The sequence below is a fragment of the Deinococcus sp. genome (genome assembly GCF_025362455.1).
Classification (GTDB): domain Bacteria; phylum Deinococcota; class Deinococci; order Deinococcales; family Deinococcaceae; genus Deinococcus.
Window position 1 is genome coordinate 1 of record NZ_JANYGJ010000134.1, and the last position, 17,931, is coordinate 17,931.

16 protein-coding genes are annotated in these 17,931 nt (G+C 65.2%); 6 read left to right on the plus strand and 10 right to left on the minus strand.

What is annotated here, in order from left to right; genetic code table 11:
* Positions 1–140 precede the first annotated feature (140 nt).
* The 4 genes from argB (at position 141) to Q0R23_RS10445 (ending at position 3,748) form a co-directional block, all read left to right on the plus strand.
* On the plus strand, positions 141–890 hold the full coding sequence (argB, locus tag Q0R23_RS10430; protein ID WP_293912795.1) for an acetylglutamate kinase: 750 nt from the start codon (positions 141–143) through the stop codon (positions 888–890).
* Positions 887–1,543 carry a histidine phosphatase family protein gene (locus Q0R23_RS10435; RefSeq protein ID WP_293912797.1) on the plus strand — a complete coding sequence of 219 codons (657 nt, stop codon included), beginning with the start codon at positions 887–889 and terminating at the stop codon, positions 1,541–1,543. Before argB ends, Q0R23_RS10435 begins: the two co-directional genes overlap by 4 nt.
* 152 nt (positions 1,544–1,695) lie before the next feature.
* Positions 1,696–3,240: an aldehyde dehydrogenase family protein gene (locus Q0R23_RS10440; protein WP_293912799.1), complete on the plus strand. Its 1,545-nt coding sequence runs from the start codon at positions 1,696–1,698 to the stop codon at positions 3,238–3,240.
* Positions 3,241–3,250: 10 nt separating this feature from the next.
* Positions 3,251–3,748 (plus strand): phosphate-starvation-inducible PsiE family protein, encoded by a 498-nt coding sequence (locus Q0R23_RS10445; RefSeq protein ID WP_293912801.1) that lies wholly within the window; start codon positions 3,251–3,253, stop codon positions 3,746–3,748.
* Positions 3,749–4,409: 661 nt separating this feature from the next.
* Here the strand turns inward: Q0R23_RS10445 and chrA are convergent.
* From chrA to Q0R23_RS10465, 4 genes are read right to left on the minus strand one after another with little or no spacing between them, the layout of a single operon-like run.
* Positions 4,410–5,576 (minus strand): chromate efflux transporter, encoded by a 1,167-nt coding sequence (gene chrA / locus Q0R23_RS10450; protein ID WP_293912803.1) that lies wholly within the window; start codon positions 5,574–5,576, stop codon positions 4,410–4,412.
* Positions 5,577–5,581: 5 nt separating this feature from the next.
* Complete coding sequence (locus Q0R23_RS10455) at positions 5,582–6,265, minus strand: tRNA (adenine(22)-N(1))-methyltransferase TrmK (RefSeq protein WP_293912805.1); 684 nt, start codon at positions 6,263–6,265, stop codon at positions 5,582–5,584.
* Positions 6,262–6,834, minus strand: coding sequence for a YqhA family protein (locus Q0R23_RS10460; RefSeq protein WP_293912807.1), 573 nt, complete (start codon positions 6,832–6,834; stop codon positions 6,262–6,264). The genes Q0R23_RS10455 and Q0R23_RS10460 overlap by 4 nt, the downstream gene beginning before the upstream one ends.
* Positions 6,835–6,869: 35 nt before the next feature.
* A complete protein-coding gene (locus Q0R23_RS10465; RefSeq protein WP_293912809.1) occupies positions 6,870–7,448 on the minus strand; it encodes an MOSC domain-containing protein in 579 nt (192 codons plus the stop codon).
* Between the two features lie 193 nt (positions 7,449–7,641).
* On the opposite strand from Q0R23_RS10465, the gene tyrS reads away from it, so the two are divergent.
* Positions 7,642–8,877, plus strand: a complete 1,236-nt coding sequence (gene tyrS / locus Q0R23_RS10470; protein WP_293912811.1) for a tyrosine--tRNA ligase — start codon at positions 7,642–7,644, stop codon at positions 8,875–8,877.
* A 235-nt stretch (positions 8,878–9,112) separates the two neighbouring features.
* Here the strand turns inward: tyrS and pyk are convergent, their stop codons facing one another.
* The 4 genes from pyk to dnaA form a co-directional block, all read right to left on the minus strand.
* Complete coding sequence (gene pyk / locus Q0R23_RS10475; protein ID WP_293912813.1) at positions 9,113–10,537, minus strand: pyruvate kinase; 1,425 nt, start codon at positions 10,535–10,537, stop codon at positions 9,113–9,115.
* A gap of 103 nt (positions 10,538–10,640) precedes the next feature.
* Entirely contained in the window at positions 10,641–11,909 is a 1,269-nt protein-coding gene (gene eno, locus Q0R23_RS10480) for a phosphopyruvate hydratase (protein ID WP_293912815.1), read from the minus strand.
* A gap of 202 nt (positions 11,910–12,111) precedes the next feature.
* A complete protein-coding gene (gene dnaN / locus Q0R23_RS10485; RefSeq protein ID WP_293912817.1) occupies positions 12,112–13,194 on the minus strand; it encodes a DNA polymerase III subunit beta in 1,083 nt (360 codons plus the stop codon).
* 395 nt (positions 13,195–13,589) lie between these two features.
* Entirely contained in the window at positions 13,590–15,047 is a 1,458-nt protein-coding gene (dnaA, locus tag Q0R23_RS10490; protein WP_293912825.1) for a chromosomal replication initiator protein DnaA, read from the minus strand.
* Between the two features lie 265 nt (positions 15,048–15,312).
* Between dnaA and Q0R23_RS10495 the strand changes: the two genes are divergently transcribed.
* Positions 15,313–16,026 carry a phosphatase PAP2 family protein gene (locus Q0R23_RS10495; RefSeq protein ID WP_293912819.1) on the plus strand — a complete coding sequence of 238 codons (714 nt, stop codon included), beginning with the start codon at positions 15,313–15,315 and terminating at the stop codon, positions 16,024–16,026.
* A gap of 4 nt (positions 16,027–16,030) precedes the next feature.
* On the opposite strand, the gene Q0R23_RS10500 is transcribed toward Q0R23_RS10495, so the two are convergent.
* Positions 16,031–16,729: a SprT family zinc-dependent metalloprotease gene (locus Q0R23_RS10500; protein ID WP_293912821.1), complete on the minus strand. Its 699-nt coding sequence runs from the start codon at positions 16,727–16,729 to the stop codon at positions 16,031–16,033.
* Positions 16,730–16,754: 25 nt separating this feature from the next.
* Positions 16,755–17,675 (minus strand): neutral zinc metallopeptidase, encoded by a 921-nt coding sequence (locus Q0R23_RS10505; RefSeq protein WP_293912823.1) that lies wholly within the window; start codon positions 17,673–17,675, stop codon positions 16,755–16,757.
* Positions 17,676–17,931: the final 256 nt, after the last annotated feature.

Consider the following 17,931-nt stretch of genomic DNA (forward strand, 5'->3'; position numbering starts at 1 on the left):
CTCTAGAGCAGTACTCCGAATTACGCCACGGGGAAAACAGCCTCCCCGCGCCTCCATTCTGCGTCCTGCTCAGTTAAAACTACTCGCTCCGCTCGGTCATAAAAAGGGTCTTTTTATGACATCTGCTCTATGCTGAGCAGATGATCGTCAAGTACGGCGGCAACGCCATGAAGAGTCTGGAGCTGCGCCGGGCGGTGGCCGCCGAACTGGCCGCCCTGCGGGCCACGCACCCGCTGATCGTCGTCCACGGCGGCGGGCCGTTCATCGAGCGCGAACTGGAACTGCGCGGCCTGCGCAGCGAATTCGTGCGCGGCCTGCGCGTCACCGGCGACGAGGTGATGGGCGTCATCGAGATGGCGCTGGGCAAGCTCAACAAGGAGCTGAGCTGGGAGATCGGCGGCGCGGTGGGTCTGATGGGCCATGACAGCGGCCTGCTGATCGCCGAGCCGCTGGGCGGCGAACTGGGCCGGGTCGGCAGGGTCGTGGAGGTGAACGCCGAGCTGCTGAACTCGCTGCTGGGGGCCGGACTCACCCCGGTGATCGGCTGCGTGGCGGTGGACCGCCGTGGACAGGCGCTGAACGTCAACGCCGACACCGTGGCGGGCGCGGTGGCCGGAGCCATGCAGCAGGGCGTGATCTTCCTGACCGACGTGGACGGCGTGTACCGGAGTTTCCCCGATCCGGCGTCGCTGGCCCCGGCACTGAGGCGCGAAGACGTGCAACTCGGCATGGCTGACGGCTGGATCAGCGGCGGCATGATCCCCAAGGTCAAGGCCGCGCTGGACGCCCTGGAGCGCGGCGCGGCGTTCGCCACCATCGCCAGCGGGACGGTGCCGGGCGTGCTGGACAAAGCCGCCAGCGGCGAGGCCGGAACCCGGATCGTGCCTTGAGCGCGGCGGGCACGGCGACCCTGCTGCTGGCCCGGCATGGCCGCACCGCCTACAACCAGGCCGGGCTGATTCAGGGCTCCTCACCCGTGCCGCTCGACGAGACGGGGCTGGAGCAGGCGAGGCGACTGGCCGCCCACATCGCTGCGCTGGAGCACCCCCCGACCCGAATCTGGAGCAGCGACCTGCTGCGGGCCGAGCAGACGGCGGCGGCGGTGGCCGAGGCACTGGCCAAAACACTGAGGCTGACTGTCCAGACCGACGCCCGGCTGCGCGAACAGAATTTCGGCGAGTACGAGGGCCGTTCTCTGAAGGAAGTGCTGGGCAGCGATCCCGAATTCAAGCGGGCCTGGACGGGTGACCCCGCGCTGCTGCACCCACCCGGCGGCGAGAGTTTCGCGCAGGTCACCGGGCGCCTGCTCGACTGGTTCGCCGAGGCCCGCCCCCGGCAGCCCGGCGAGGTCATCCTGGCCGTCTCACACGGCCTGGCGTTGACCGCCCTGCTGTGCGCCCTGACCCGCACGCCGCCGCGCGAAGCCTGGACAGACCGGTTGTTCCAGCACGTCAACGCCAGCTCCACCGAGCTGCGCCTGGACCCTACCAGCGGGCAGGTCCTGGCTTACGGCGAGGTGCAGAGCGGCTACCTGAACGGCTGAATCGGGCTGAACGGCTGATTCGGGCTGAGCGGCTGATTCGGGCGGCTGATCCGCACGGCTGATACGGACAGCGCTTACTATCTGCCGGTCACAAGACAGACAGACGCTACATGAAGGCGGGCCTAAGATTGGTTTCCACCCGGAGGTCGAGCATGTCCGTAAACAGCACGTCGTTGTACGGCGGTGAGTGGTCGGTGCTCTACGCCGCCGCACGCTCACTGGCGCCGGAAGCCTTTACCGAGGGCGGCACGCTGGCCGGGGTCTGGGGCGAACACTGGCATACGTCCGGCACGCCCCGGCTGCTGACTTCGCCCAACGACGGCTCGGCGCTGGCCTTTGCCTGTGAGTTGGACGTCGGCGCGGCGCGGCGGGCGGTCAGCGACTCGGCAGCCGAGGCGCCGGACTGGGCCGCACTGAGCCTGGAGGAACGCTGCCGCCGGGTTCAGGCCGCCACCGAGGCGCTGCACGAGCACCGCCGCACGCTGGCGCTGCTGCTGGCCTGGGAGATCGGCAAGCCGGTGGCCCAGGCGCTGACCAGCGTGGACCGGATGGTGCAGGGCGTGCAGTGGTACGTGCAGGAGGCCGCCCGGCTGGGTACGGGCCGCACGCCCGTGGGCCTGGTCAGCAACATCGCCTCGTGGAACTACCCGCTGTCGGTGCTGGTCCACTCGATGCTGGTGCAAGCGCTGGTGGGCAACATCGCGCTGGCCAAGTCGCCGAGTGCGGGCGGGGCCGCCAGCGTGAGCCTGGCCGTCGCGCTGGCCCGGCGTGCAGGCGTGCCGCTGTGCCTGGTCCACGGCAGCGGCAGCCTGCTGGGCGAGGTGCTGATCCGCTCGGACGAGGTCAAAGCGGTGGCCTTCGTGGGCGGGCGGGCACACGGGCGCACGGTGGCCGCCGCTTTGCTCGACCGCCGCAAGCGCTACATGCTCGAAATGGAGGGCGTCAACGCCTACGGTGTATGGGACTTCAGCGACTGGGCGCTGCTGGAGAGCCATCTGACCAAAGGCTACGAGTACGGCAAGCAGCGCTGCACCGCCTACGCCCGCTTCGTGATCCAGCGGCGGCTGTTTCCGCAGTTTCTGGACACCTACCTCCGGGCCATGTCCCAGATCCGGGTCGGGCATCCGCTCAAACCGGAAGGTGACTCGTTCCCCAAGCTGACTTACGGGCCACTCATCAGCGGGGGCAAGGTACGCTCACTTCAGGCCAGGGTGCAGGAGGCGCTGACGCTGGGCGCCGTGCCGATCTTCCAGGGGGCGCTCGATCCGAATAACTTTCTGGACGACCAGGACACGGGCGCGTACCTGGCGCCCACCGCCCTGCTGAACGTGCCGCGAAGATCGGCGCTGTATCACGCCGAACCGTTCGGGCCGCTCGACACCTTCGTGCTGGTCGACACGCTCGACGAACTGATCGGTGAGATGAACGTCTCGCGCGGCAGCCTGGTCGCCACCATCGGCACCGACGCTGCCGCAGTGGCCGCCGAGGTCGCGCCCCGCTTGCAGGCCTTCAAGGTCGGCGTCAATGCGCTGCGCTCACGCGGGGACCGCGAGGAACCCTTCGGCGGCTACGGCGAGTCGTGGCAGGGCTGCTTCGTGGGCGGCGAGCACCTGATCCGGGCTGTAACCGACGACGCCTCCGGTGAGCCGCCGCTGGGCAATTTCATGGCCCACTCGGCCACGTTAATTGACTTATGAGGACCGACGTATGAGCCTTCCGGAAACCGTTCGGACGAACACCGTCGGCCAGGCTGCCGAGGGCACCCAGCGTCAGGTGGGCAGCTTGCAGCGCATCGAGCACGTGCTGTATCAGGTGGCCGCCTACCTGCTGGTCACGGCGGCGGCGGCCCTGCTGGTCACGGCGGTCATCCACACGGTCACGTCCTGGTCGGAGGGTGTGGATCAGGCGATCGTGCGCCTCCTTGACCGGGTGCTGCTGGCGCTGATGCTGGCCGAGATCACCTACACGCTGCGCCAGGCCGAGCGGACCCACACCCTGACGGCGGGGCCGTTTCTGGTCATCGGTATCATCGCCGCCGTGCGCCGGATGCTGATTGTCACCGCCGAATCGGTGGGCCGCACCGACCTGAGAAGCAGCGTCTTCATGGGCGGGCTGCTGGAACTGGCCGTGCTGGCCTGCATCATTCTGGTCTTCACCCTGGCCGCCCGCTGGCAGGCGCCGGGACAGAGGATCAGCGACGAGTAGGGCAGTGGTACGAGTAGTGACGAGTAGGGCAGTGATACGAGTAGTGCAGTGATACGAGTAGTGCAGTAGAAGCGAATTCTTGAGCAATCGTCAAAGCCATCGCCAATCGTTCAAAGCGTTTGAACCGGGATCAATGAGAAGGTCATGCATGGGTCGGGGACGCTGCCCAGTGGCCCCCTCTCCCGCAAGGGACTAGGGGTCAGGAATGCCCGCCCAGACGCTTTTTTCCGCTAGAGTAGACCACTACCTTCCAGCGAGGCCAGTTATGTGCAGATGCGGAACACGGGCGCCCTACGAAAGCGGCCACGATGTGGAGAACGCGGTGAAAGAAAGTGCGTCTGGGACGAATGGGAAGTACCATGCCTAGCGCAGCGACCAACTCCCTCCAAGGGTCTATTGACACGTTGATTCGGCATGAGAGGTGAGGGGCCTTATCAGGCAGAACGGACTGTCGTCGTGAACGGAGCGGCCAGGCCCGATAGGTGCCGTTCTGGACAAGAACGCGCCTGGGCACGCCACTCCTCCCCATGAGGACGCCTGCCCGCTGGGGGGTGGGGGAGCCGACGCATTGGCACGGTGCTGAAGCCAAAACAACGCAACCTAACCGTCAACAGCCCGTCCAGCCACCAACGCCGCAAGCCCGCCACAAGCCTGTCCAATATCAGAGCGCCGCCCACCCCACCAGCGCACAGCCGACCACCACCAGCCAGGGCGCCACCCGCCCCAAGCTCAGCGCCGCGTAGGCCAAGAGCGCCAGCGCCACAGGCCGCGCCGAGCCCCTAACCGCCACCGAGGTCAGTACCGGACTGTAAAAGGCGGCCAGCAGCAACCCGACCACCCCCGCGTTCAGCCCATCCAACGCCCCACGAGCCCCAGGCCGAAGCATCAGCGCCGTCCAGAACGGTAGCACGCCGACCAGAATCAGCGCGGCGGGCAAAAAGATACTGACGGTGGCGATAAGCGCCCCCAGCACCGGACTCAGCCCACTTGACCCCGCCGCCCCCAAAAAACTGGCGAAGGTGAACAGCGGCCCCGGCACCGCCTGCGCCGCGCCGTAACCGGCCATGAAGGTGTCGTGGGAAAGCCATCTGGGTGAGGTGGCCGCCTCCAGCAGCGGCAAGACCACATGCCCGCCGCCGAACACCAGCGCCCCCGCCCGCGTGAAGGCGTCGGCCAGGGCCAGCGCCGGATGCAGCCCGGCCAGCAGCGGCAACAGCGCCAGCAGCCCGCCGATGCTCAGCAGGGCGGCCACGCCGACGCGCCGGGGCACGTGAATGGGCAGCGGCGCAGCGGTGCCGGAACTCTCCAGCAGGCGCCAGCCGAGTAGGGCACAGAGCAGCAAGGCGCCGACCTGAACGGCTGCCCAGCCCGGTACGGCCAACAACACCGCCGCCGTGCCGAGGGCCAGCGCCGCGTGGAGGGGGCCGGTAATCAGCGATCTCCACATCCCGATCAGCGCCTGGGCGACCACCGCCAGCGCGGCGACCTTCAGGCCGGTCAGCCAGCCGCCGGACATGCTGCCAATCTGAGTCAGGCCCAGTGCGAAGGCCAGCATCAGCGCCGCGCTCGGCAGCGTGAAACCCAGCCAGGCGGCCAGCAGTCCCCAGCCGCCCGCCCGCAGCAGCCCCAGCCCCATACCCACCTGCGAACTCGCCGGACCCGGCAGCACCTGACACAGCGCCACCAGATCGGCGTAGGCCGTGTCGGTCAGCCAGGCGCGGCGAGAGACGAATTCGGTCCGGAAGTAGCCCAGGTGCGCTACCGGCCCGCCGAAACTGCTCAGCCCCAATCTCAGGAACGCGGTGAAAACCTCAAAGGCGGGCGGCACAGGCTTCAGCTTATGGTCTGAAGCCAGCTCAGCGCGTCCCGAACAGTCTGAAGGTCGGCCTGAACGCGCTCGCCGCCGGTCGAATATAGGTGACTCAGGCGCCCGTGCTGCCGCTCCAGCTCGGCCAGCAGCCCAGCGTCACGGCGGCGCAGCAGATGCGGCCCGAAGCGCAACGCGGCGGCGTGGGGGAGATTCAGGTAGGCCGGGTCCAGCCCGTCTCGCTGCTCGAATTTCAGGATTGGATAACGCCAGAAGCCCTCGGCCAGTGTTTCGGCATTCAGATGAAAGCCCTTTGCCTGTGCCCAGCCGCGCAACACTTCCGGCTCGGCGTTGGGCTGGAGAATCAGCATAGGCGGTAGCCAGGCGGCGCGTTCCAGAATGCTCAGGATGGTCCGGGCGCCCAGGCCGCACAGACTGGCGCTGCCGACTTCGCCGGGCAGAATCGGCCCAAACCCGTCGCCCTGCCGGACCTCGATACGGTTTGCCAGGCCGGACGCCGCCACCGCTCGCCGCGCCAGGGCCAGCGGGCCGCCCTTGAGTTCCACGGCGATGACCCGCTCACACCTTCCCGACTGGATCAGCGCCAGCGGCAGGGCGGCGTGGTCGGTGCCGATGTCGGCGTGAACTTCGGCTTCGGTCAGGCTCAGGACGGCGTGCAGGCGGGCGTCCAGCTTGAGCGGAGCAGTCATTCCTTATCCGGCGCCGCGTCTCCATCGCCCGGCTGCTTCGAGCTTCCCAGGCGGTCTACCACGACGCTGTAGACCCCAATCACCAGCATCACGGCGCCCACGCCCAGGCCGAAGTACAGAATGTCTGTGCTGGACGTGTCGCCGCCCGCTTCCCACTCCACCGCCACGCTGAAAAACTTGACGGCCAGCGCCACCACCACGATGCCCAGCAGCTTCTGCTTGAGGTCGTCGAAGGTTTCGATGTACAGCCAGGCCGGAACGTTCATCACCCGGCCCACGAACAGCGTCTGGAGGCCCAGGCTAATAATCAGCAGCGCGGTGGCGATCAGCAGATTGTCGGTCTGCTCGATGGCGGCGATCAGCAGCGCCTTGCCGGTCTTGGCCTCGGCCAGTTTGGGCAGCGCCTCCCAGATGACGGCCACCGTGCGGACCGTGCCGCCCACGAACAGCACCAGCGAAAACAGGAAGCTGGACAGCACCCCGAACTCGACGATCAGCCGGGTCAGGCCGAACACCGCCTTGAGGGGCGTCACTCGTCTGGACGGTTTGGGAGCGTCGGGGACAGTCATGGTGCGAGGATAGCGGGAATGGGGACGGGGTGAACTCAGTCGGCGGGGCGCACCGTGTCGCCTAACCGGATCACGCCGCCGCCCAGCACCCGCGCCGTCAGGCCGCCGTGACCGCGCACAGCGTTGTAGCCGCCCGGTCCCAAGTTCTCCTCCATCCGCGAGCAGGGGTGGCACTCCCCGGTGCCCTCCAGCAGCACGCCGCCCACCCAGAAGCGCCGGTCCCCCAGCGCCCGCAGCGAGATGCCCGACACCACGATGTTGCGCCGCAGCAGGTCGGGCGTAACAGTCTGGAGGCCAGCCAGCGCCGCCATCACCGGGAAGTGCTCGGCCTGAATCAGCGTCACCTGGCGTTTGCCTGGGCCACCTGGCGGGAAAGAGGGGCCGCCTGGCAGGGGAGGGGAGGACGGCAGCCGCGCAATGTCGCCCGGCTCGCCTGTGATGGCCTTGAGGCGCGGCGCCTCCCGCTTGCCGTGGTCGCCGACCAGTCCCAGCAGCGGCAGGGCTTCGACCTGCTCCACAGCCTCGACGGGGCCGCGCCGCACGGTGCGCAGGCCCAGCCAGTCCACCCGGCCAGGGCGGGGAAGGTTCGTTCGGAGTTCGTGCAGGGTCAACATGGGGCTCAGGGTAGCGGATGTGTTTACCGGACGCTGTGTTTGCTAGACTCCTTACATGAGGCGTCTGACCCGACTTGCATATCCACCTTGCCGCACGGTGGGGTAAGGGTTAGACGTACTGTCCGAACTTTCCGCCCAGCGGCGCATCTGATTCAAGATGCGCCACATTTCTTTGGTTTACAGGAGTTGCACCATGAACGACATTAAATTCCATCTTCCCGTAGAAGAACAGATTCAGATTCTCAAACGCGGTGTGGCCGATCTGGTCTCTGAGGACGATCTCAGGCGCAAGCTGACGCGCAGTATTGAAACCGGGCAACCGCTGCGGGTCAAACTCGGCGCCGACCCGACGCGGCCCGATCTGCATTTAGGCCACGCAGTTATTTTGCGGAAGATGCGGCAGTTTCAGGACTTAGGGCACAAAGTCATCATGCTGATTGGCGATTTCACGGCCATCATCGGCGATCCCACCGGCAAGTCAAAAACCCGCCCACCCGTGACGCTGGAGCAGACCAGAGCGAATGCCCAGAGCTACCTGGAACAATGCAAGCTGATATTGCGTTCCGAGCCGGAAGTCTTGGAGTTGCGCTACAACTCAGAATGGTTGGAGCCGATGGGCTACGCCGACGTGATTCGCCTGGCGAGCCGCTACACCGTGGCCCGCATCATGGAGCGCGACGATTTCAAGAAGCGTTTTGAAAGTGGCACGCCGATTTCCATGCACGAACTGCTCTACCCATTGACCCAGGGCTACGATTCGGTGGCGCTGCACGCCGACGTAGAGCTGGGCGGCACCGATCAACTGTTCAACAATCTGGTGGGCCGCGCCCTGCAACGCGACTACGATCAGGAGCCGCAAGTCGTGATGACCCTGCCGCTGCTGGTCGGCCTGGACGGCGTAGAGAAGATGTCCAAGAGTCTGGATAATTATATTGGATTGACTGACGAGCCCGACCAGATGTTCGCCAAGCTGATGAAGGTGCCCGACCCGCTGCTGGAGAACTACTTCACCCTGCTGACCGATCTGGAGCTGACGCAGGTTCAGACCTTGCTGGCCGGGCATCCAGTGGACGCGCATAAGGCGCTCGCCGCCGAGATCACCCGCTCGTTCTACCCGGACGCCGATCTGGACGCGGCGCTGAGCCGGTTTCAGTCCGTCGCCAAGGGTGGCATCCCCGACAATATTCCCAGCGTTCCCGTCCCCACTTCCGAGCTGAGCCCAGACGGCACCGTCACCCTCGCCCGCCTGATGGTCATGGCGGGCCTGGAAGCCTCCCTGGGGGCCGCCCGGCGAACCATCCAGGGCAGAGGGCTCAAAGTGGACGGCCAGCCCTTCCTCGACCCGCAGGGAGCCCTGAGCATTCCCGAAGGCGGCCTGGTCATCCAGAAAGGCAAGGACAAGTTCACCCGGATGATGCCGGAAAGCTGAATCCAACCGAATCAACTCGAACGGGAGGGCCACACTCGGCGCCTCCCACTGTTCACCTGACTGAATGCCCTTTCACCGAATTGCACTCGTGATTTCGCTTGGAACAAAAAGTTATCCACAGGAGGGTGTGGATAAGATCCTGTACCTGTGGATAACGACTTAAATAAAGAACCGCTTATCTTGCTGATCCTGAGCTGACATCCAGCGCAAAGACTGAACGTCTAGCCCACAATGCTTACTTTTTGAGTTTCTCCACGCGGATCATGTTGGTGGTGCCCTGCACGCCGAAAGGCACGCCCGCCGTAATCACGTAGCGGTCTCCGTTGTCGGCCAGGTTGCTCTTGCGCAGGCCCTCGTTGGCGATGCGCACCATGTCGTCGGTGTTGCCGGGGTCCTCGCTGAGCATCGGGACCACGCCCCAGGAGAGCGCGAGCTGGTTGCGGGTCTGCTCGTTGGGGGTCAGGGCCAGCACCGCCAGGCGAGGCCGGTTCTTGGCCACGCGGGTCGCCGCGCCGCCGGTTTTGGTAAAGGTCACGATGGCGGCGGCTTCTAACCTCTCACCGATGTTGCAGGCCGCCAGGGCGATGGCGTCCTGGGGGGCCGTGGTGTCGATGGTCTGGGCCTGCACCAGCGCGTAGGCGTCGCTGCCCTCGGCCTCGCGGGCGATGCGGTCCATCATGGCCACCGACTCGACCGGGTAGAGCCCGGCTGCCGACTCGGCGGACAGCATCACGGCGTCGCTGCCGTCGTAGATGGCGTTGGCCACGTCGCTGGCCTCGGCGCGGGTCGGGCGCGGCAGGCTGATCATACTCTCCAACATCTGGGTGGCGGTAATCACCGGCTTTCCGGCCTCGCGGCACAGGCGAATCAACCTCTTCTGGATGGTCGGCACCTGCTCCGGGGGCATCTCCACGCCCAGGTCGCCACGCGCCACCATGATGCCGTCGACTTCCTTGAGGATGTCGTCGAAACGGTCCACCGCCTGGGGCTTTTCAATTTTGGCCATCAGCTTGGCCGTCGAGCCGAAGCGGGCCATGTAGTGCCGGGCCAGCAGCAGATCATCGCGGCTGCGCACGAAGCTCAGCGCCACCCAGTCCACGCCCAGGCCAGCGCCGAATTCCAGGTCCTCGACGTCCTTGGCCGACAACGCGGGCACGGTCAGGTCGGCTTCCGGCACGTTGATGCCCTTGTTGTTTTTCAGCACGCCGCCGATCACCACGGTGGTATACACTTCCTCGCCTTTCACGCTCTCGACTTTCAGGGCCATGTTACCGTCGTCGAGCAGCAGGGCCATGCCGGGCGTCACGTCGGCGGCCAGGCTCTTGTAGGTCGTGCCGACCCTGTGCTCGTCGCCCTCCACGTCCTCCATGGTGATGATGAACGGCTGCCCGGCGAGGAGCGTCACGGCGCCCTCCTTGAAGCGGGCCACCCGGATCTTGGGCCCCTGCAAATCCTGCAAGATGCCAATGGCGACGCCTTTTTTCTGGGCCAGCTCGCGGACCATGTTGTAGGTGTCGCGGTGATCCTCGTGGCTGCCGTGGCTGAAATTCATGCGGACCACGTTCAGTCCGGCGTCGATCATTTTTTCCAGCACTTCGGGGCTGCGGCTGGCGGGTCCGATGGTGGCGACGATCTTGGTGGCGCGGTCAAAATGTTTCATGGTTCTCCGGGGTAGGACTTGCGGGACGCTGGGCCAAGCTGAAGCGCTGAGAGGCGTGGAAGTGATTCCAGCGAAACAAGGGAGCGAACTCCCCAGAAGTGACTTAACGCAGAGCCTTGCGGCCCAGAAACTGCGCAGCGCTGCCCAACTCGTCTTCGATGCGCAGCAACTGGTTGTACTTGGCGATGCGGTCAGAGCGGCTGGCGCTGCCGGTCTTGATCTGCCCGGCGTTGGTCGCCACGGCCAGATCGGCGATGAAGGCGTCCTCTGACTCGCCGGAGCGGTGGCTGATGATGGTGCCGTAGCGGCTGCGCTTGGCCAGCTCGATGGCGTCCAGCGACTCGGTGAGCGTACCGATCTGGTTGACCTTCACCAGAATGGCGTTGCCTACCCCGGTATCGATGCCGCGCTGGAGGCGTTCGGGGTTGGTCACGAACAGGTCGTCACCCACCAGTTGCACCTTGCTGCCGATGCGGTCGGTAATCAGCTTCCAGCCGTCCCAGTCGTCTTCGGCCAGGCAGTCCTCGATGCTGACAATCGGGTAGCGCGCCGCCCAGTCGGCCCAGAAGTCCACCAGCGCCTCGCTGCTCAGCGTCCGGCCCTCGGATTCGAGGTGGTACTGACCGCCTTTGTACAGCTCGGTCACGGCGGGGTCGAGCGCGATGGCGATGTCCTTGCCCGGCTCGTAGCCCGCCTTTTCGATAGCCTCGATCAGCACCTGGAGGGCTTCCTCGTTGCTCTTGAGGTCCGGCGCGAAGCCGCCCTCGTCGCCGACGTTGGTGTTGTAACCGCGCCCGCTCAGCACTTTTTTCAGGCTGTGGAACGTTTCGGCGCCGTAGCGCAGGGCCTCGCGGAAGCTGGGCGCCCCGATGGGCATCACCATGAACTCCTGAAAATCCACCGAGTTGTCGGCGTGGGCGCCGCCGTTGATCAGGTTCATCATCGGCAGCGGCAGGGTGCGGGCATTGGCACCGCCGAGGTAGCGGTAGAGCGGGATGTCCAGCTCGGCGGCGGCGGCGCGGGCCGTGGCCAGACTGACGGCCAGGATAGCGTTGCCGCCCAGGCCGCTCTTGTTCGGCGTGCCGTCGAGTTCGAGCATGGCGGCGTCGATCACGCCCTGCTGGCTGGCGTCCATGCCCGCGAGCGCCGGAGCGATCCTATCAACGACGTTGGCAACGGCCTTGAGCACGCCCTTACCGCCGTAGCGAGTGCCGCCGTCACGCAGCTCCAAGGCTTCGTGGCTGCCCGTCGATGCGCCGGAAGGCACGATGGCGCGGCCCATGTAGCCGCTGTCGAGGTAGACCTCGGCCTCTACGGTAGGATTTCCACGCGAGTCGAGCACTTCACGGGCTTTGATGTTTTCGATGTTCATGGCGGTTCCTCCGGCGGAGTCTGGATTTAGGTTCAATTCTGGCTGGTCACGGTCAGGAGAGCGTCTGGGGCGACGCGAGATTCCGGTCAGGCCCGATTTGCGTACTTGCGACACTCTAGCGCAGCGAGGGCGTCACAGTTCGGGGAACACTCTAGCTGTCTCCGGTCCGGGCCACCCCAAACTCGGCTCAAATGCACTCGGCTCAAATGCGCAGCGGCACGACCACGGCCAGGTAGCCGCCGTCGCCGCTGGCGCGGAACATGGCCGGGCTGGTGGGGCCGGAAAACTGCATCTCCACGTCACCCTCGATCGGCCCCAGGGCGTCGAGCACGTACTTGGCGTTGAAGCCCAGACTCATGGCGGGCTCACTGCCCTCCTGCTGGACTTCCAGGCTGTCCTGGCCGCGCCCGTAGTCGCCCTCGGCGGCCAGGCGCAGCGTGCCCTCACCGATCTGAAATTCGACGCGGTTGTTGGCGTTCTTGTCGGCCAGCACGGCCACGCGAGACACCGCTTCCTTGAGGGCGGCGGCGCCCAGCGTCACTTTGAGCTTGATGTCGCGGGGAATGACCCGCTCGTAATCGGGAAAGTCGCCGTCGAGTAGCTTGACGTTCATGCGCACCCGGTCGGTCTGAATGCCCAGCAGGCCGTCGCCGTAGCTCAATCGCACCTCGCCGTCGCGCAGCACCCGCACCAGTTCGTCGGCGCTGCGGGCGGGGATGATCAGATCTCTGGCCTCACCGGGGGCCGCGAATTCACGCAAGGCCAGCCGGAAACCGTCGGAAGCCACCACCCGCGCCCGCGTACCCGACTGCTCGACCTTGATGCCCCGGAAGACCGCCTGAAACGCCTCGTTGCTGGCGGCGTAGCGCACGCTGGAGAGCGAGCGGGCCAGCTCGGCGGCGCTGAGCGTGGCGTCGGCGTGGGCCGGAAAACTCAGCTCCGGATAGGCGCCCAGGTCGCCGGTCTGGAGCTTGAATTCCGAGCCGCCCGCCCGGACCGCCAGCTCGTTACCGCTCAGTTCGAGTTCGACCAGTTCGCCGCCCAGGTTGCGCACGATCTGCGCCAGCAGGTGCGCCGGAACGACGAACGAGGCCGGATCTTTAATTTCGGCGGGGACCACGCAGCTCAGGTCGATTTCCAAGTTGGTGCCGCTCAGGAGCAGGCCCTGAGCCCCGGCCTCGACTTTCAGGGCCGTGAGCAGCGGGTTGCTGCTGCGGCTGGGAATGATCCGTTCGAGCAGGCCCAGCCCCTCGCTCAAAGTTTTTTTGCTGACGTGTGCTTGCATTCGTTCCCCCATCATGCCTGATTTCTCTTCGGTTTTTTGAAGTTGCCCAGGGGTCTGCGCCTTGCCTGGATTGCCACCTGCCTGAACCCCTATCTTTTACCGATCTGTTTAACTAATAAAAATAGTAGTAGTAGTAATAGGGCCTGTGGATACTGTGGATAAGTGGCCTGGAGCCGCGCTGGGACAGAGAGTTGCCTGTGGATAAAAATGTGGATAACTCGGCATAGCCTGTGGATAACCTGTGGATAACTAGGGCACTTATCCACAGGGGGTCAGGAGGGGCAAGTTATCCACAAAGTTATCCACAGAAAAATGGCACTTATCCACAGGTTATCCACAGGTTTATCCACAGTAAGTGAATCCTGTCACAACCAGACTAGACAACCTCTCATAAATCAGAATCGGGTGTCCTGGGCGTCGTTTTCATAATCATCTAAGCCGCTGAGCTGGCGTTTGAGTTCCTCAATGCTTGTACCCAGTTCAATATCTTTTTCGAGGTTTTCGGAGACCCTGGCGATGGCGTGCATGACCGTTGAGTGGTCGCGTCCGAAGAAAGTGCCGATCTCCGGCAGCGAGTGGCTGGTCAGGTCGCGGATCAGGTACATGGCGATCTGGCGCGGCACGACCACCTCGCGCATCCGCCCGACCCCCCGCAGCGACTCGGCAGGCAGGTTGTAACGGGCCGCCACGGTGCGCAGCACGTCCTTCATCTCGACCTTGATCTCCTGGGGCGTGAAGACGTTGCTCAGCGCCTTGGCGGCCACCGCGCGGGAAAACGGTACGTTGTTGAGGCTGGCGAAGGCCACGACGCGCATCATGGCGCCCTCCAGCTCACGGATGTTGGTGGTGACCTGGCGGGCGATCAGTTCCAGCACGTCCTGGGGGATGTTGATGCGGTTGTGCTCGGCGTTCATCTTCAGAATCGCCACCCGCGTTTCGAATTCCGGCGACTGGATATCGGTGATGAGGCCCCACTCGAAACGGCTGCGCAGGCGGCCTTCCAGCGTCTGAATATCGCGGGGTGGGCGGTCCGAGCTGAGAATGATCTGTTTGTGGTTTTCGTAGAGCGCGTTGAAGGTGTGAAAGAACTCCTCCTGGGTGCGCTCCTTGCCCGCCAGAAACTGAATATCGTCGACCAGCAGCAGATCCACACTGCGGTAGCGGTTGCGAAACTGGGCCATCTTGTCGTCGCGGATGGCGTTGATCAGGTCGTTGGTAAACGACTCGGTAGACACGTATTCGACCCGTTTGCCAGGGTACCGCTCGGTCATGTAGTGGCCCACGGCGTGCATCAGGTGGGTCTTGCCCAGGCCCACGTCGCCGTAGATGAACAGCGGGTTATACGCCTTGCCGGGCGACTCGGCCACCGCCAGCGCCGCCGCGTGGGCCAGGTTGTTGTTGGGACCGACCACGAAGTTCTCGAAGATGTATTTGGGGTTGAGATTGGGCGGCACGAACTGCGTGGGCGGGCTGCTCTGGTGACCGCTGTGGCCCGCCCGCGAGGAAGAGGAGCTGTTGCCAGATGAACTGCCATACGACCCGCTGCCAGACGAGCTGGCCGGATTCAGGTTGGGCGGCGGCGATTCCGGCAGCATCATGGCGTCTTGCACGGCGGGCATCACCTGAAAGCTGACTTGCGGGTTCTGGGCGCCCAGCGAACGTAGAGCGTCTTCGAGGAGCTCCAAGTAGTGCTTGCGAAACCACTCCTGCGCGAAGCTGTTGCGCACACCCAGCACCAGGGCGCCACTTTCGACGCCGATGGCCCGCACCGGGGCGAACCAGGTGTGGTATTCGACTTCCGAGATATTTTTGCGGACATAAGCCAGCACGTCCGTCCAGATTTCCTGCGAGATACGGCTACCTCCCTGCCGGGAGAAAACACCCGGCGTACCGGCGAGCGGCCCGCGCCCCGGACTTCGGTGCCCAGGACTTCGGTAGAGCGCCGCCTCACCGGACTTTGGGGGGCATCATAGCACCCTGAATTTGTCTCTCCTGCCTGGGGAGAAAAGCACCTGTAGCCGAGTGCCCCCTGCCTCACCAGCCTGCGCCCTGAGCATGACCTTTCGGTTTAGTTACGAGTTGCCTGCCCCGGCCCAGCCCGGCTTTTAGGATTGGGGAATGCTTCCCTGGATGCGCCACCACTGGCGCCAACTACTCGTGCTGGCGCTCCTGATCGCGTTGCCGCTGGCGCTGCTCGGCAACCTGGCCGACGGCATCCGCGAGGGTGAAGCCTTCGCCTGGGAACGGACCCTGATTCTGGAGATCCGGGCCGGGGCTCCAAGCTGGTTTCGGCAGCTCGCCCTGGTCCTGAGTACGGTGGGCAGCGGCAGCGGCATGATTCCTGTAACGTTGGTGCTGCTGGCGCTGTTCTGGCGCAAATCGGGCGTCATGGGCCGCTATTTTTTGTTCTCGATTGCCGGGGTGATGCTGCTCAACATCGTCACCAAGACCTTCATTGGCCGAGCCCGGCCCCACGTCGTCGACTGGCTGTGGCAGGAGGGCGACAAGAGTTTCCCCAGCGGTCACGCCACCATGGCCGCCGCCCTGGTCGTGACCCTGGTGGCGCTGCTGTGGCGCACCGCCTGGAGGTGGCCGCTGATCGTGCTGGGCAGCATCTATACCGTACTGATGGGTGTCTCACGGGTCTATGTGGGCGTGCATTACCCCACCGACGTGCTGGGCGGCTGGGCGCTGGGCATGGCCTGGGCGGCAGGCACAGCGTTGGTGCTGTGGCCCCGGCTGCGGCAGGCTCAGGGCCACGCCACCGCGCCCGGCACCGTCAGCGAGGCGAAGGTCGAGCAGGAAGCGGTGCAGGCCAAAAAGCCGGAGTGAGCGTTCAGAACCCTTCTGCGCCCCACATGTCCATCAATGCCTGCCCATTCACTTTCAGCCAGCGCTGGGGCACGCGGTACTCCGGCATCAGCTTTTCGACTTCGGCCCAGTAACGCGGCGAGTGGTTGAGTTCGGCCAGGTGAGCGACCTCGTGCGCGGCGACGTAGTGCAGGACGCTCAGCGGTGCCAGCGACAGCCGCCAGTGCAGCCGCACCACGCCCGCCGCCGTGCAACTGCCCCAGCGGCTAGCAGCGTTGCTCAGGCGCACGGCAGCCAGCGGGTGGCCCCTGCCCAGGGCGGCGGCGTAGTGCTCGGCGATGGCCGGAAAGACCCGCAGCGCCTCGCTTTTGTACCAGGCTTCGGTAGGCGCTGCAAGTCGGCCTTCCGGGGCGTGCAATTCATCTGCCACGCGCACGGCCCTCCTGATACCGCTCACGCTCCGCAGGGTCAACGTCTGGCCCAGATAGGGCAGGTGGAACCCATCTTGCAACATGGGTGGGGCCGGGCGCTGCATCGCTGCCAGGTGACGCTCGGCCCAGTTCCGGCGCTCCTCGATGAACTGGCGCAAGCGGGCCTCGTCCACCCGGCGCGGGGCGTAGACGCTCAGCCCGGCAGGTGTGACCTTCAGGCCGATGCTGCGGCGTTCGCTGCGCCGCAGCGTCACGGCCAGGCCACCGACACTCAGGTTGGCGAGTACAGACACAACAGGGCGAAGCCTGGAGGCACGTTCAGAGCGAGCCGTAGTTGCCCGCGAAGGTGTCGCACTGGCTGGCATTGCCGCTTTTCAGACCCGTCGTGAACCAGCGGATGCGCTGACTGGCGGTGCCGTGGGTAAACGAATCCGGCACCGCGTAGCCCCGGCCCTGCTTTTGCAGGTTGTCGTCACCGATGGCGGTGGCGGTGTTGATGGCCTGCTGCACGTCGGTCTGGGTGATCTTGGTGTACTGGGCGCTGCGGTTGCCCCAGACCCCGGCGAAGCAGTCGGCCTGGAGTTCGAGCCTCACGCTGATCTGGTTGGAGGCGGCCTCGTCGCGGGCGCTGCGCTGAGCCCGTTCGGCCTGGTCGGCGATGCCTAATTCATTTTGAACGTGGTGCCCGATCTCATGGGCGATGACGTAGGCGTAGGCGAAATCGCCGCCGCCGCCGAGCTGGCGCTTCATCTGGGTAAAGAAACCGGTGTCGAGGTAGACCTTGCTATCGAGCGGGCAGTAAAACGGTCCCACCGCGCTCTGGGCCACGCCGCAGCCGCCCTGTGTGCGGCCCGAATACAGCACCAGCGTCGGCTCGCGGTACTGCTTGCCTGACGCCTGAAATACTTTGGTCCAGACGTCGTTGGTACTGACCAGGATTCTATCGACGAACGCCCCGGTCTCGTCGGCGGGCTGGGTGCCCTGGCGCTGCGGTTGGGTTTGCGTCTGAGATTGGCTCTGCCGCTGCGGCTGGGTCTGTTGAGGCTGGGTCTGCACCGGAGCCGAGCTGTCGCCCCCACCCAGGATGCTGCTGGGGTCGATGCCGAAGAACATGGCGATCAGCGCGATAATCACCGCCCCGATGCCGCCCACCGCCACGCCGCCGCCGGGAATGCCGCCGCCCCCACCGCCGCGCCGGTCCTCGATATTGCCGCCACCCGGCAAGTTCTTCCAGTCCATGTCGTTCTCCTTGATCTCATTGGTTAGCTGAGTCTGTGGTGAGTGTAGAAGTGTGCTGAGGTGCATTCTAGAGCAGTACTCCGAATTACGCCACGGGGAAAACAGCCTCCCCGCGCCTCCATTCTGCGTCCTGCTCAGTCAAAACTACTCGCTCCGCTCGGTCATGAAAAGGGTCTTTTTATGACATCTGCTCTAGAGGGCACAGGTGTCAGGCTGCATCGAGTGAATGCTAGCGCTCGGCTGGGCGACCATCAAT

Coding starts and splice junctions, on each gene's coding strand:
- Q0R23_RS10455 (WP_293912805.1), bottom strand. CDS start 6,265: ATGACTGCTCCGCTCAAGCTGGACGCCCGCCTGCACGCCGTCCTGAGC.
- Q0R23_RS10465 (WP_293912809.1), bottom strand. CDS start 7,448: ATGTTGACCCTGCACGAACTCCGAACGAACCTTCCCCGCCCTGGCCGG.
- argB (WP_293912795.1), top strand. CDS start 141: ATGATCGTCAAGTACGGCGGCAACGCCATGAAGAGTCTGGAGCTGCGC.
- dnaN (WP_293912817.1), bottom strand. CDS start 13,194: ATGCAAGCACACGTCAGCAAAAAAACTTTGAGCGAGGGGCTGGGCCTG.
- Q0R23_RS10505 (WP_293912823.1), bottom strand. CDS start 17,675: ATGGACTGGAAGAACTTGCCGGGTGGCGGCAATATCGAGGACCGGCGC.
- Q0R23_RS10445 (WP_293912801.1), top strand. CDS start 3,251: ATGAGCCTTCCGGAAACCGTTCGGACGAACACCGTCGGCCAGGCTGCC.
- pyk (WP_293912813.1), bottom strand. CDS start 10,537: ATGAAACATTTTGACCGCGCCACCAAGATCGTCGCCACCATCGGACCC.
- Q0R23_RS10495 (WP_293912819.1), top strand. CDS start 15,313: ATGCTTCCCTGGATGCGCCACCACTGGCGCCAACTACTCGTGCTGGCG.
- Q0R23_RS10440 (WP_293912799.1), top strand. CDS start 1,696: ATGTCCGTAAACAGCACGTCGTTGTACGGCGGTGAGTGGTCGGTGCTC.
- tyrS (WP_293912811.1), top strand. CDS start 7,642: ATGAACGACATTAAATTCCATCTTCCCGTAGAAGAACAGATTCAGATT.
- eno (WP_293912815.1), bottom strand. CDS start 11,909: ATGAACATCGAAAACATCAAAGCCCGTGAAGTGCTCGACTCGCGTGGA.
- Q0R23_RS10460 (WP_293912807.1), bottom strand. CDS start 6,834: ATGACTGTCCCCGACGCTCCCAAACCGTCCAGACGAGTGACGCCCCTC.